This is a genomic window from Streptomyces sp. NPDC059169 (assembly GCF_042755225.1).
Classification (GTDB): Bacteria; Actinomycetota; Actinomycetes; order Streptomycetales; family Streptomycetaceae; genus Streptomyces.
In genome coordinates, this window is the sequence record NZ_JBHZCF010000014.1 from 150,720 (window position 1) to 164,766 (window position 14,047).

The following is a 14,047-nucleotide window of genomic DNA, read 5'->3' on the forward strand; positions in this document are numbered from 1 at the left end:
CGTACGCAGGGCATCCGTACGCACACGGGACGTGATGGCCCGCGCCCCCGCTCCTCCGAAAGGAGGAGTGGACGCTCCACCGGCCTTTCGGCCGATCGACCGGGGTGCCGGACCCGGGCCGGCCGCCACGATGGCCCTACGACCGGCGGAGGTCCTGACGACCCCGCCGGTCGTCCCATCCCCACGCAGGAAGGAATCCGGCATGAACCTGGAAACGAACATGGACCTGGACCTGGACCTGGACATGGACATGGACACGGACACGGACATCGAGCTGATCGAGTCCGAGACGGACGACCTCATCACCCAGTACGTCCCGTAGCGGCGACGGGCGGGGGCGGCCCGTACGATTTCGGGCCGCCTCCAGCCGCCGGCGCCCCCCTTTTTCCGAACGCCCGGACTGTCCGGCGGATCCCCTGTGGACAGGAGCCACCATGTACGTACCCACGTTCGCCTCGCTCGTCGGCGACGAGGAGCAGTTCTTCACCGAGCACTTCGGCAGGTCCCCGCTCCTGCGCAGAGGCGCACTGACCGGTCCGCCGGCGGAACTGCTGTCGCTGGCCGACCTGGACGAGTGCCTGCACGAGGAGGCCCTGCGCACGCAGTACCTGCGACTGGTCAAACGCGGCGATCTGATCCACGAGGGCACCTACACGCAACCACTGCGCGTACAGCGCAAGTACATACCCGACCGGGTGGTGCCGGAGCGCGTGTACGAGCACTTCCGCACCGGAGCCAGCGTCGTGTGGCACTCCATGAACCACTTCCGGCCGAACCTGCGTGCGCTGAACGCGATGCTGGCGCAGCGGTTCGCGACCCGGAGCGATTCCCTCGCCTTCCTCACTCCCGCAGGACAGCAGGGATTCGTCATCCACCACGACCCCAACGACACCTTCGTCATCCACCTTCACGGCAAGAAGCGATGGAGGGTCTGGCCCACGGCGCGGGTCACCCGGCCCGACGGCCGCTCCTACAAGGTGGGTGAGGAGTACCGGGCGGAGCACCTGGGCGAGCCACTCCTCGACGTGATCCTGGAGCCCGGCGACGTGATGTACCTCCCGAACGGCACTCCCCACGTAGCCGCCGCAGAGGACACCGTCTCCCTCCACCTGACGGTGACCGTGACACCGCGCACCTGGCCCGAACTGCTGCGGTCCACAGTGGCCGAGACGTTGCAGGTCGACGCGGAGCACCGCGGCTTCCCCCATCTCACCGAGGAGACCCGGGACGAACAGGCGGCGGTCCTGAAGGACCAGATCGAGTTCCTGGTGGACCGACTCAGGGCGATCGACCCGCGCGCGGAAGTCGCACGCCTGACGGCCGAGGGCCGCGCCGCCGAGGGAACCGCCGCCGGGCACCGGTTCGCCGCGGCCGCGGCCGTGGACGAGACGGACGCGACCACGGCCGTGCGGGCCGCCCGTGCCGACTTCTCGTTCACACCGAGCGCCGACGGCGACCGCGTCGGTGTGCGGTTCGGCGGGAAGACGGTGGCCATGCCGCGATCCGTTGCCGACGCCCTGCGGTCCCGTGCTGCGGGCACCGTGGTGCCGGCCGGGCAGTTCGTACCGACCGTCGCACCCGAAGACTCCGTCAGGGCCGTGAAGACGCTCGCGCGGCTGGGAGCGGTCGCCCTCGCTCCATGACGCAGGCCACACGGCAGGTGCGCATCCATGACCTTGCGGCCCGATCTCGCACCTGGGCCGCCGATATCCGCGCCTGGTGCCCGCCGGAACTCCGTTTGCTCCTGGCCGGGTTGTTGCTGCTGCGCGCGGCCGGATTCGCCTATCCGTTCCTGAGCTACCTGCTGGCCGGGAAGGGCCACGGGACGGAGGTCGCCGGTGTCGTGCTCGCCGCCTTCGGCGCGGGTTGGGTGGGCGGACAGGTCGCGTGCGGCCGACTGCTCGACCGCTTCGGCCGGCGGCCGACGTTGGTGGCCGCGGCACTGGTCTCCGCCGCTGTCATGCCTCTGCTCACGGCCGCAACGTCGCCGACCCTGCTGGTCGCCGGCGCGGTGGCGCTGGGCCTCGTCTTCGACACACCGCGCGTGGTGGTCGGCGCCGCGATCGACGAACTCGTGCCCGAACCCGGGCGGCACGCGAAGCTCAACGCGCTGCGGTACGGACTGGTGGTCAACGGCGGCGCCCTCGTCGCCGGCGGCGTCGGTGGTCTGCTGGCCGCCCAGCTGGGTGTCGACGCCCTCTACTGGATCAACGCCGCGGCGAGCGCGCTCTTCGCCGTGGGTGTGCTGCGCCGGTTGCCCGCCGGTCGTCGGCACCGCGCAGGGCCCGCGAAGGAAGACCGACGCGGTGGCTTCCGGCTCACCAGGCATCTGGTGCTCCTGCTCGGCTCCGGCCTGGCCACGATGACGGCCCTGGTCGGCATTGCGGCGGCCCTGCCGATGACGATGGCTGCCCGGGGGCTCCCTCCCGGGGCGTACGGCCTCACCGCGCTGGTCAACTCCCTGGCCGTGGCCGCGCTCACTCCCGCCATGACACCGTGGCTGAGCCGCCGGGCGGCCTGTGGACGCTCGATGCCGGCCATGGCAGCCGTCGGTTCGGTGGCCATCGCCGTACCCATGGCAGCGGCGGCGCTCGCGCAGACGACGCCCGGCTTCATCGTGGCCGCGGCGGCGTGCGCCCCCGGGGAGATCACGTGGTTCGTCGCGACCGCACACGTCCTGCGGCACATGACCCCGCCGGGTGGTCGCGGCCGCTACCACGGCATCTGGGGCACCGTCCTCGCCGCCGCGGGAACACTCTCCCCGCTGCTGGCTGCGTGGGGTCTTCGACACGGCAGCCACGTCCTGGCCGTCGCCACTCTGGCGGCCGGGCTGGCCGGCGCGGCACTGTGCATCCCGCTCGGCCGTGCCCCGCGCACGGACCGAGGTCGTGCGGGCGGCACGGGCGACGGCGCTGCGGCGACGCCGGCGTAGTGACCCCGGCGGCTGCGTTCCCCCACCACGCCCGGGGCGTGTCCCTCGCCCCCTTGCCTCGACTCCGAAGCCGCCCGGCGAAACGTTCCCCGGCCGCAAGGGAGCGTCTCGTCCTCAGGCCGCGCGCACCCTCGGCCCGGGCACGGGCAACCCGCCGGCGGGTTCCCCGAGTGAGACCGACTCCCCGAGGAGCCCGGCCTGCCGGAATTCGCCGCGTCGGCGTGGCCCCGTGCCTTTCGGCCAGCCCCGACCCGCCGGCGGGCCGGGACCGGTTCGGCGACCGTCCGTCGCCTCGGTGCGCGGTGTTCTCCCCGTCGTGGCTGTTGCCGCAGCTCTTCCTGGCCGGATCGTGCCTCTCACGGCCGACGCGGTCGGCGATCCCGGCTCTCCTGCGCGAACTCCGGAATCCGCACCGTCGGCTGCCGGAACGACCCGCCCTCGTCGATCAGCCGCAGGGCTTCGCGACAGCCACTCACTGCGAGTCCGGTCGACCGGCGCCGCGACGAGTTGTTCGTCCGACGCGGCCGACAGCGGCGCACCACCGGACCGTTCCCCGTCGGACTCGTACGCGAGCACCGACCGGCTCACGTGGCCTCCGTCCGTGATCCGCGGATCTGCCGCCGGTCGGACACCCCCGTCGGTGGACACGGGCCTCCACCGGTGCATGGGCCCGTTGGGGGATCGCACCGCCCCCCTCCCCACGGCACCGTGGACATCAGGGCGGAGGGGACACACTCCCCGCCCACGACACACACCGAAAGGACGAGGACATGAACCTCAACGACATCATCGCCACGTTCGACAACGACCTGGATGTGGCCGTGGCCAAGGCACTCGGCTCCGGCTCCTTCCTCGCCTGCTCCGCAGAGTGACGAGCTGACGGTGCTGCGGGACGGGTGGAGGACCGTTCCGCAGCACCGTCGTCATCCATACACCCCGAGGAGGCAGACCCATGACCGCTGTGCTCGACTTCGCCGCGCCACCGCACCGCTGGAGTTCGGTGTGGCAGGGCACCCATCGGACCGTCCCGCCGGAGGAGACCTGGCAACGCCTACAGCCGTTGCTGGGCACGGTCGGGATCACCAGGGTCGCGGACGTCACGCTCCTGGACGACATCGGCCTCCCGGTGTGGCAGGCGATCCGGCCCAACGCCATGAGTCTGTCCGTCTCACAGGGCAAGGGCGTCACCCATGAGTTGGCCCGCGTCTCGGCGGCCATGGAGTCCTTCGAGTTGCACTGCGCGGAGGACCCCGCCCTGGACACCGCCGTGGCGAGCCCGACCCAGCTGGCCACCGAACTCACCTACGACTGGACCGAACTGCCGCTGCTCGCAGGGCACGCCCTGCGCTCCGCCACGCGGATCCGCTGGTGCCCCGTCGAGGACCTGACGGCGCACACCGCCACCTGGGCCCCGCTGGAATCGGTCGTGGTCGACCTCCGCATGCGCTCATCCTGGGCACCGCCCACCGTTCAGACCAGCAGCAACGGGCTGGCCAGCGGCAACAACCTCACCGAGGCCACGTTGCACGGACTGCTTGAGGTCGTGGAGCGGCACTCGCTGGCCGTGGCCGCACGTTCCGGTAGCCCCTGGAAGTCGGCGGTACGGGCCGAACCGGACGGTTCGGGGGTGGCGTCCGCGGTGCTGGAACGACTCCTCCAGGCCGGAGCGGTCGTCGAGATAGCCGATGTGACCTGCGACCTTCGGGTGCCCACCTTCGCAGCCCGTGTGTGGTCCCCGTCGGTGCCCTGGTGGTTCTCCGGTTCCGGCACTCACCCCGACGCCGACGTGGCCCTGTCCCGTGCCCTCACCGAGGCTGCGCAGTCGCGGCTGACCGCGGTGGCGGGAGCCCGGGACGACATCGGCGTGTTCCACTACGACTTCACCGACACCTCCGGGACCTCGGAACAGCAGTCGGGGAACGGGGGCGCGGCGGTTCCAGGCGTAGCAGATCTGACAGGGGCCCACGGAACGGCGTCCACCGGTCCGCGCGACCTCGACGCAGACCTGGAAGAACTCCTGGAAGTAGCGGCGCGCCACGGCATCACCGTGCTCCGGGCCAATCTCACCGTACCCGCCTACGGCATCCCCGTGGTGCATGTCGTCGCGCCGGGACTCACCTTCGACACTGGAGCATGGGCATGAACCGCACATCGAGACTGGTCGTGACCGCCGGACCCACCATCAGCAGGGAGGACGTGCACCGCATGCTGCCCGAGGCAGAGGTCCGCGGGCCGGTCGCCGCGGACCAGGTGCTGCGGTGGGAGTGGGACGCGGGAGACACCCTGGTGGTGATCGACGGCGTCTTCCTCCAGTCACGCGCGGTTCGTCACAAGGAACTGCTCGCCCTCCTCGACCGGGGAGTGACGGTGTACGGAGCTTCCAGCATGGGAGCACTACGCGCAGCGGAACTCGAGGCGTTCGGCATGCGGGGCGTGGGGAAGGTGTTCCGCAGCTACCGGGACGGCGTCCTGGTCGGTGACGATGAGGTGGCGCTGACCCATGCCGACGCCGAGGCAGCCTACCGGCCGACGAGCTGGGCCCTGGTGGACCTGCGGGACACGGCCGGCGCAGCCGCCCGGGAAGGCGCCATCGACCAGGTGACCGCCCGTACCATCGTCGAGGCGGCCAAGAGCCTTCCCTTCACCGCTCGCGACGACTTCACCATTCTGGATGCCGCCCGGCGGCTGGGCTGCCGGGCGGCCGCGCTGGATTCCTTCCGCGCGTACTGTGCCGCACGGGGCCCGGGCGTCAAACACCGCGACGCCGTCGCCGCGCTCGCCATCGCCGGTGCGACAACGCTCACGTCCGACACGCGTGCGGCCGACCGCGGCCCGTCGGGCGGCCTGCGGTACCGGGGAGCCCCGGTACGGCTGGCGATGACCACCCATCTCCGTCGCTGGACCCCGACTTCGCCGCCGTTCTCGGCTCCGGACGGCGAACGCGAGACCCCAGGGTCGGAACGGGTGCTGCCGCGCGATGACGAAGTCCTGACCCAGCTTGCGCTCGACTGGCCCGAATACCCGGCCTTCCAGCGGAGCGTGGCGGCCGAGTGCCTGCTGCTGCAGACCCTGCCGCAGCCGATCGATGCCTCAGTGGGAGAGCAACGGCGCGCCCTGGGCAACATCGCAGACGTCTCCGACCACGACCGGACCCACCTGGCGTGGGAGCCGTTGGCCCGGGCCCTGAGCACCCGTCTCCCGGACCTCGGCCTGCCGTCGTCCCCGAGCGAGGCCGGAGACGCCCTCGCTCTGCTCCGAGACGAGGAGCGCGACCAACCGTGGGACACGGCGGGCCCCCTCCTCGCCGTCCGGCTCTGGCTCGCCGACCCCCGGGTCGACTGGAGGACGCCACTCATCGAGCGGCTGCGGGGGTGCCCCGCCTACCACCAGGCGCTCGCGGCACTCGCCGACGCACGCACCGATGCCGGACCTCCGGTCAACGACCCCACGGACCTGCGTGATGCGTGCCGGTCGGTGCTCGTTCGCTGGGGCGTCCAGCGGGCGAGTGACATACCGGCGGTCCTGCGCGACCGCGGCTTCACCGACATCGACGTCATGGTCAGCACCCTCCGCGCACACCCGCGCAAGTCCACGGATGCATCCGGCACCGGAGAAGAGGGGGCGGTGCAGACCGACCCACACGTCGCACTCGGCACTGCTCGTGCCGACTGGGACCGGCACGGCAGCGTCCTGCTGCCCGGCGTCCTGGATGCCGAGCGGGTGAGGGCCACGGCCACCGAGGCGCACGCGCAGATCGGCACGGCCACCCCGTACGAGCGGGACGAGGTCAGCTCCCACCGGGACGGTTCATTCGTTTCCCCGGCACACTGCGGACTCCTGCCGCCCGGGCCACGGCTCCAACAACTCGCCTTCGACGAGTACCTGCTGACAGCCCTTCGGGAGGCGACGGGGATGGCGCGGCTGGTACCCCGGGGCGGCTCGGTGGTCGTCTACCACCATGGCGACTTCCAAGGCCTGCACACCGACACGACCGAGGCGACCGTCACCGTGGGCATCGCCCTGACCGAACGTCTGCCGCCGATGTGGTGGGCACCGTCGCTGCGCGACGCATCGCCGGACCACCTGGCCGAGGTGGTCGCCGACAAGGGGTTCTGGCCCGAGTGCGCCGAGTTCGAGCGGCTGCAGCACCCGCACGCCGACGGCAGCGTGCGCGCGTTCGCCGGGAACCGCATCCCGCACTGGCGCACACCGTACGCTGGCGAGGAGCCGGGGCTGCTGGCCATCCTCTCCTACACGGACCCGTGAGGCGACCCACGGCACTCACGTCGGCCGACCGGTGTGTTCTTCCCCGACGCGCCCGCTGGGCTGGAACGTCGGCTGAATTCCGGGCACGGTGACGAGGCGGGCCGACCGTGCGGGCGTGACGTCAACGCGGTGATCGACGGCACCCGTCGCGCGCGGGAGCCTGCGGGGTTGCGCGATCATTTCACCGGGCGCCCTGGTGAGGGGCTTGTGAACCGTCGCCCTCCAGGTCGGCGCACCGACGGCGTGGAAGCGGTCGCGCCGGTTCGGGTGGGGGAGCCGGCACGGGCGCGACCGCTGCGACGGCAGCGGCCCTCAGTGCCGCGCACCGGTGGCGCCGGGGAGGGGCAGACAGTCGGACTATGCTTTCCGCCATGAGCCGTTGGGAGGAGTTGACCGGGGGGACGTCCGGGCAGGACTACGCCGCACGATTCACGGCCCTGGCCGGGAGCGGCAAGGACGTGCACGGTGAGGCGCGGCTGTGCGCGGCGCTCGTGCCTGCCGGAGCGCGGGTGCTGGACGCCGGGTGCGGTACCGGGCGGGTGATGATCCGGCTTGCGGAGCTGGGGTACGACTGCGTCGGGGTGGATCGTGATGCGTCGATGCTGGCCGTGGCACAGCAGGAGGCGCCGGGCCTGCCCTGGTTCCACGCCGATTTGGTCGGGTTCGATCCGGGGCCGTTGGGCATCGCCGCTGCATTCGACCTGGTGGTCGCCGCAGGCAATGTCTTCCCGCTGCTCGCTCCGGGTACCGAAGCCACAGTGGTCGAGCGACTGGCCTCGGCCCTGCGTCCGGGGGGTCTGATCGTTGCCGGCTTCGGCCTGGACGAGGCTCATTTGCCGGTACCGCCCAGCATCACCTTGCCGGAGTACGATCACTGGTGCGCCGCGGCCGGCCTGGGGCTCGTCGACCGCTTCGCCACCTGGGATGCCGACCCCTACGACGGCGGCGGCTATGCCGTCAGTGTCCACCGGCGGTGACGTTCTTCCGGTCGGGCTGTACGTCGTTTCCCCGGTTCGTGCGCCGGGGTTCGTGGCGCCGGGTGGTCCTCGGCGACGGGGTCAGCCGGGTCGCGCCCCGCACGGCCCGGTACTGTCACGTTCGATCAGACGCGGAACGGGCACCTGCACCGTCCGCGCCGGCCCCCCGTCCAGCAGCGAGGTCAGCTCGCGCGCGGCCGTACGGCCGAACTCCACCGTGTCGCGGGAGAGTGCCGACAGCCAGGGTTTGACCATCCGGCACAAAGCGGAGTCCTCCCAGGCGACCACCGACACCTCGTTGGGTACGGAGAAGCCAAGGTCGCCCGCGACCGCCACGCCGGCGACCGCCATGACGTCGTTGTCGTAGACGAGACAGGTGGGCGGGTGGTCGCTCCCCAGCACGCGTCGGGTGACCGCGGCGCCCTCCGCGTCGGAGTAGTCCGTGGTCACCGAGCGGACGTCGACCAGACCTCGGCGTTCGGCCTCCGCACGCAACGTGCGGATGCGGTGCTCGGTGTGGGCGAGGCCCGGTAGCCCGGCGATGTGCACGATCCGGCGGTGCCCGAGCGCGTACAGCTCCTCCACGGCCGCGGCCATCGCGGCCGCGTCGTCCGCCCATACGGTGGACAGTCCCGGATGCCCGGGGTCCGGCGCGCCTCCGATGATCACGGCGGGCAGACCCAACTCGTCAAGGACGTCGGGGCGGGGGTCCTCGACACGCGGGTCGACCATCAGCACCCCGTCCACGCGGTGCTCGGCCCACCACCGCCGGTAGACGGCGCATTCGGCCGCCACGTCCTCGACCACCTGGAAGAGCAGGCCGAGTTGGCGCTCCGCCAGCACTTCTTGGATGCCGGAGATGAGCTGCAGGTAGAAGGAGTCCACACCCAGGGTGTCGGCCGGGCGCGCCAGCACCAAGCCGACCGTGGCAGCCCCTTCACCGGACAGCTGGCGGGCTGCGGTGCTGGGGCGCCAGCCGAGCTGCTCGGCGACCCGGCGCACCCTGTCGCGTGTGACGTCGGAGACCCCGGGCCGGTCGTTGAGTGCGAAGGAGACCGCGCTCTCGGACACCCCGGCGCGCAGCGCGATGTCCTTCATCGTCGGTCGGCGCGCGGGTGACCGCTTCGCTGGCACTGCACCCCCTCCTTCCCGGTAGCTCACTAAAGCGCTTGAGTGATGGATCCTAAAGCGCATTAGTGGGACGTTGCAAGTGTCTGGTCAACCTCGCTCGACCTGGGCTAATGTCACGCCAGTTCATTTAGTTGTCGTCAATGCATTGACTTTCCGAAACGCGGTGGGCAAGGTCGCTCCGCCACCACCCGCACCCATCAGCCGTCACTGCAAGGGAGCCGTTTCGCCGTGTCCATACCCCGCAGAGCACTGCTCGCCGCCGTCGCCCTCGTCCTGCCGCTGACCGCCTGTGGCCCGGACCAGGACAGCTCGACGGACGCCTCCGGCAAGATCGAGGGCGACATCACCTTTCAGACCTGGAACCTTCGGGCCAACTTCAAGCCGTTCTTCGAAGGAGTGATCGCCGACTTCGAGAAGAAGCACCCCGGCACGCACGTGAAGTGGATCGACCAGCCCGCCGAAGGCTACGCCGACAAGATCAGCGCCGATGCGGCCGGCGGCACGCTGCCCGACGTCGTCAACGTCTCGCCCGACCTCGTCGCGCCGCTCGCCAAGGCCGGCCTCGCGCTCGACCTCGACACATCCGCCTCGCAGTACAAGAAGGACTACCTCGAAGGTGCCTGGGCGAGCCACCAGGTCCCGGGCACGTCCGGTACGTACGCCTTCCCCTGGTACCTCAACACCGGCCCGCTCTTCTACAACAAGGCGTTGTTCAAGCAGGCCGGCCTCGACGCCACCAAGCCGCCCACGACGTACGACGAGCTCTTCACCGTGGCCCAGCAGCTGGCCGAGAAGAGCAACGGAAAGGTCGCCACCCTCGCCAACGTGCCCACCATCGAAGACTTCGGCCGCTACGGCGTTCCGCTCATGAACGAGGAGGGCACCGGCTTCACCTTCAACGACACCAAGGGCGTGGCGCTGTTGACCAAGTACAAGGAGCTGTACGACGCGAAGGCCCTCGACTCGCAGGCGATGACCGCGACGCCCGAGTCGGCGGGCAAGAAGTTCCTCACCGGCGCCGTCGCGATGAACCCGGGCAGCGCCCTGGACCTCGGCAAGTTCAAGGAGCAGGCGCCGAGCCTGTACGAGAACATCGGCATCACGGATCAGATCACCAGCACCGGCAAGGTGAACATGTACGTCATGGGCGTCATGGTCAACGCGCGCACCAAGCACACCCCGGCCGCGGTCGCCTTCGCCCGCCACGTCACCGACGCGCGGAACCAGATGGCATTCGCCAAGAAGGTCGCCATCTTCCCGAGCACCGCAGGATCGCTGGACGACCCGTACTTCACCCAGGAGGACGGCACCGACGAGACGCGGGTGCGTGTTGCCGCCGCCAAGTCCCTCAAGAACGCCGTCAACTACACGCCCGTCCTGTTCAGCGAGCAGATGAAGACGGCACTGCGCAACGAGGTCACCAAGGCGATGCAGGGCAAGGAGACCCCCGAAACCGCGCTTGACAACGCTGTCAACATCTGTGACCGGCTGCTGAAGCAGCAGGGCTGACCCGCCATGGCGAGTCCCTCCGGTACCGAACGGGTGCCGCACCCCACCGCGGGGGAGCGGCGCCCCGGCCCCGCTCCGCGTCGACCGGGCGCCGGGGCGACGCCGCCCCCCCGAGCCCGGCGCCACGTCTCCCGAGTGCGTCGCCAGCGACGGCTGAGCCCGTGGCTGTTCGCGGCACCCGGCATCCTGGTCGTCAGCGTCTTCGTCCTCCATCCGTTCGTGTCCACCATGGTGAACGCCTTCACCGACCGCCGAACGCTGAGTCCCGGCACGTTCGTGGGGCTCGCCAACTTCCGGGAACTCCTGCACGACGAGATGTTCTGGATCGGACTGCGCAACAGCACGTTGTACGTCCTCGGAGTCGTTCCCGCGCTGGTGCTGCTTCCCCTGCTGCTGGCCCTGCTCGTGCAGAAGAACATCCCCGGTGTCGCGTTCTTCCGTTCGGCCTTCTACACACCCGTGGTCGCCTCCATCGTCGTGGTCGGCCTGATCTGGGTGTGGCTCCTGGACGAACGCGGCCTGGTCAACGCGGTGCTGGAGGCCGTCGGGGTCGGCGAGGTCGGCTTCCTCAGCGACCAGTGGCTGCTCCTGATGAGCGCCATGGCCGTGACCGTCTGGAAAGGACTCGGCTACTACATGATCATTTACCTCGCGGCGTTGGCGAACGTGCCTCGTGAACTGCACGAAGCCGCGCGGGTGGACGGCGCGGGGGCGGTTCGCCGCTTCCTCGCCGTGACCGTGCCCGCCGTCCGTTCCACGATGGTGCTGGTCGCCGCACTGTCCTCGGTCGCCGCCTTCAAGGTGTTCTCCGAGGTCTACCTCATGGCGGGCCCCGACGGCGGCCCGGCCGGCGAGGACACCACCCTCGTGATGCTGGTGCAACGCACCGGCACCGGCTTGACCGGGCGGGTCGGGTACGCCTCTGCCATCTCCGTCGTCGTCTTCCTCGTCACCGTCGTCCTGATGCTGCTGGTGCTGCGTGCGGACCGGAAGGACGAGGTGTGAGCGCCGCCGAAGAAACCTCGCGGGGCGGGACGCTCGCCGCCCGGGAGCCGAGGATCCGGGACGAACACGGACGACGCATCAGCATGTGGGAACTCGCCCTGCGCTACTCGCTGCTGCTGGCCGTCCTCGCGCTCACCGTGGGCCCCTTCCTGTGGCAGCTGTCCACGTCGCTCAAGGGCCCCCACGAGAACATCTTCAGCTCTCCGCCCTCGTTCCTACCGAGCGACCCGACCCTGCACAACTACCAGCGCGTCAGCGAGACGATCCCCGTGTGGGACTACGCACTCAACTCGCTCACGGTCGCCACCGCCAACGTCGTGACCAACTGCGTCGGATCCGCGCTCGCCGGCTACGCTCTGGCCCGGCTGCGCTACACCGGCCGACGGGCCGCCACCCTGGTGTTCGTGTTGGCGATGCTGGTGCCCGCGGAGAGCATCATCATCGCCCAGTTCACCACCATGCGCGATCTCGGCCTCAACAACACGCTGGTCGGCGTGTTGTTGCCCGCCTGCGTCGCCGCGATGAACGTGCTGCTGATGCGCAACGCCTTCCTCAACGTCCCGTACGAGATAGAGGAGGCCGCGTTCGTCGACGGCGCGAACGTCTGGCAGCGTTTCCTTCGGATCGCGCTGCCATCCGTGAAGGGCACCCTCGCCGTGGTGGCGATCTTCGCCTTCATGGGTGCCTGGGACGACTTCCTGTGGCCGCTGATCGTCCTCAGCGACCCGTCGAAGTTCACCCTGACCATCGGACTCAACTACCTGCACGGCACCTTCGCCAACGACGAACGACTGGTCGCCGCGGGCACCATGATCGCCGTGGCACCTCTGATGGCGGTCTTCGCCCTCCTCCAACGCTCCTTCTTCCGAGGCGTCGGCGAAGGCGCCGTCAAGGGCTGACCCGCCATCCTGCCATCCGGCCCTACCCGACTCGCGAGGACTCCCGGCATGCCCCCTGCTGTGCGCTTCGGCGTCAACTACACCCCCAGCGAAGGGTGGTTCCACCACTGGCTCGACTTCGACCTCGACTCCGTCCGCGGCGACCTCGACTCCATCGCCGCCCTGGGCCTCGACCACATCCGCGTCTTCCCGCTGTGGCCGCTCTTCCAGCCCAACCGGACGCTCATCCGGCCGCGCGCCGTCGAACAGCTCGTCGCGCTCGCGGACGCAGCAGCCGAGCGCGGACTCGACGTCAACGTGGACGGACTGCAGGGGCACCTGTCCAGCTTCGACTTCCTGCCCGCCTGGACGCAGACCTGGCACCGCCGGAACATCTTCACCGATCCGGACGTCGTCGACGCCCAGGCGGAGTACCTGCGCCGACTGGCGGCCGCGCTGGCCGACCGGCCGAACTTCATCGGGATGACGATCGGGAACGAAGTCAACCAGTTCGCTGCCGGACCGCACCCCGACCCGGACCGGATCACCCGCGAGGACGCCTCCCGCTGGCTCGCCCGCCTCCTTGCCGCCTGCGAGGACGGCGCCCCTGGCAGACTCCACCTGCACGCCTCCTACGACGCCGCCTGGTACCAGGACGACCAGCCCTTCACCCCCGAGCACTCGGCGCGGCTCGGCGGCGCGACCGCCGTCCACTCCTGGGTCTTCAACGGCACCGCCCAGCGCTACGGCCGCACCGGTGTCGCAACCGAGCACCACGCCGCGTACCTCGTCGAGCTGTCCAAGGCCTGGGCCGACGACCCACACCGCCCGGTTTGGCTCCAGGAGGTCGGTGCGCCCGCCCCGCTCATCCCCGCCGAGCACGCCGCCGCCTTCACCGAAGCCACCGTCGCGAACGTCCTCGACTGCCCGGAGGTGTGGGGCATCACCTGGTGGTGCTCGCACGACGTCAGCCGCGACCTGGCCGACTTTCCCGAACTGGAATACAGCCTGGGCTTGTTGACCAACGACCGGTGCACCAAGCCCGCCGGGGAGAGCGTCGCCCGGATCATCGAGCAGTTCAAGCCCATGGCTCCTGCCGCGCGGACCACGGCCCTGGCCGTCGACACCACGTCGGGACGTTCGGTGTGCGCCCCGGGCGGGTTCGTGTTCGAAGCCTTCGCCCGGTTGACGGCTGACGGTGCCCGACCCACCACCGTGCTCGTGGACCGCGCCACCGACCCAGACCACCTCGCCGCACGCGGTATCACCGAGGTCCTCACACCCGATCAGGTCCTCCGATGACGGCCGGTACCACCGCACGCACCGCAGTCCGTCCCCTCACCACACGG

The 14,047-nt window shown here is 70.4% G+C and carries 10 protein-coding genes; 9 read left to right on the forward strand and 1 reads right to left on the reverse strand.

Features of this window, described 5'->3' with window-relative positions:
- Positions 1-434: 434 nt before the first annotated feature.
- From ACFXOM_RS25000 to ACFXOM_RS25020, 5 genes are all read left to right on the forward strand, one after another.
- Positions 435-1,643, forward strand: coding sequence for a cupin domain-containing protein (locus ACFXOM_RS25000; protein WP_384937668.1), 1,209 nt, complete (start codon positions 435-437; stop codon positions 1,641-1,643).
- Positions 1,640-2,932, forward strand: a complete 1,293-nt coding sequence (locus ACFXOM_RS25005) for an MFS transporter (protein ID WP_384937665.1) — start codon at positions 1,640-1,642, stop codon at positions 2,930-2,932. Before ACFXOM_RS25000 ends, ACFXOM_RS25005 begins: the two co-directional genes overlap by 4 nt.
- Positions 2,933-3,884: 952 nt before the next feature.
- Positions 3,885-5,075 (forward strand): YcaO-like family protein, encoded by a 1,191-nt coding sequence (locus tag ACFXOM_RS25010; RefSeq protein ID WP_384937662.1) that lies wholly within the window; start codon positions 3,885-3,887, stop codon positions 5,073-5,075.
- Positions 5,072-7,198: a TfuA-like protein gene (locus tag ACFXOM_RS25015; protein WP_384937659.1), complete on the forward strand. Its 2,127-nt coding sequence runs from the start codon at positions 5,072-5,074 to the stop codon at positions 7,196-7,198. The genes ACFXOM_RS25010 and ACFXOM_RS25015 overlap by 4 nt, the downstream gene beginning before the upstream one ends.
- Before the next feature lie 371 nt (positions 7,199-7,569).
- Positions 7,570-8,175, forward strand: a complete 606-nt coding sequence (locus tag ACFXOM_RS25020) for a class I SAM-dependent methyltransferase (protein WP_384937657.1) — start codon at positions 7,570-7,572, stop codon at positions 8,173-8,175.
- An 81-nt stretch (positions 8,176-8,256) separates the two neighbouring features.
- Here ACFXOM_RS25020 and ACFXOM_RS25025 read toward each other — a convergent pair whose 3' ends face one another.
- A complete protein-coding gene (locus tag ACFXOM_RS25025; protein WP_384944624.1) occupies positions 8,257-9,309 on the reverse strand; it encodes a LacI family DNA-binding transcriptional regulator in 1,053 nt (350 codons plus the stop codon).
- A gap of 225 nt (positions 9,310-9,534) precedes the next feature.
- On the opposite strand from ACFXOM_RS25025, the gene ACFXOM_RS25030 reads away from it, so the two are divergent.
- The 4 genes from ACFXOM_RS25030 to ACFXOM_RS25045 are packed head-to-tail and all read left to right on the forward strand — an operon-like array spanning position 9,535 to position 14,000.
- Positions 9,535-10,815: an ABC transporter substrate-binding protein gene (locus ACFXOM_RS25030; protein WP_384937651.1), complete on the forward strand. Its 1,281-nt coding sequence runs from the start codon at positions 9,535-9,537 to the stop codon at positions 10,813-10,815.
- A gap of 6 nt (positions 10,816-10,821) precedes the next feature.
- Complete coding sequence (locus ACFXOM_RS25035) at positions 10,822-11,820, forward strand: carbohydrate ABC transporter permease (RefSeq protein WP_384944623.1); 999 nt, start codon at positions 10,822-10,824, stop codon at positions 11,818-11,820.
- The gene (locus ACFXOM_RS25040) at positions 11,817-12,719 is read left to right on the forward strand and encodes a carbohydrate ABC transporter permease (RefSeq protein ID WP_384944621.1); all 903 of its coding nucleotides are present in this window, start codon (positions 11,817-11,819) and stop codon (positions 12,717-12,719) included. Before ACFXOM_RS25035 ends, ACFXOM_RS25040 begins: the two co-directional genes overlap by 4 nt.
- A gap of 48 nt (positions 12,720-12,767) precedes the next feature.
- Positions 12,768-14,000, forward strand: a complete 1,233-nt coding sequence (locus tag ACFXOM_RS25045; RefSeq protein WP_384937642.1) for a glycosyl hydrolase — start codon at positions 12,768-12,770, stop codon at positions 13,998-14,000.
- Positions 14,001-14,047: the final 47 nt, after the last annotated feature.

Excerpts from the sequence above, each read along its gene's own strand:
- ACFXOM_RS25000 (WP_384937668.1), top strand. The coding sequence starts at position 435 with ATGTACGTACCCACGTTCGCCTCGCTCGTCGGCGACGAGGAGCAGTTC.
- ACFXOM_RS25005 (WP_384937665.1), top strand. The coding sequence starts at position 1,640 with ATGACGCAGGCCACACGGCAGGTGCGCATCCATGACCTTGCGGCCCGA.
- ACFXOM_RS25010 (WP_384937662.1), top strand. The coding sequence starts at position 3,885 with ATGACCGCTGTGCTCGACTTCGCCGCGCCACCGCACCGCTGGAGTTCG.
- ACFXOM_RS25015 (WP_384937659.1), top strand. The coding sequence starts at position 5,072 with ATGAACCGCACATCGAGACTGGTCGTGACCGCCGGACCCACCATCAGC.
- ACFXOM_RS25020 (WP_384937657.1), top strand. The coding sequence starts at position 7,570 with ATGAGCCGTTGGGAGGAGTTGACCGGGGGGACGTCCGGGCAGGACTAC.
- ACFXOM_RS25035 (WP_384944623.1), top strand. The coding sequence starts at position 10,822 with ATGGCGAGTCCCTCCGGTACCGAACGGGTGCCGCACCCCACCGCGGGG.
- ACFXOM_RS25045 (WP_384937642.1), top strand. The coding sequence starts at position 12,768 with ATGCCCCCTGCTGTGCGCTTCGGCGTCAACTACACCCCCAGCGAAGGG.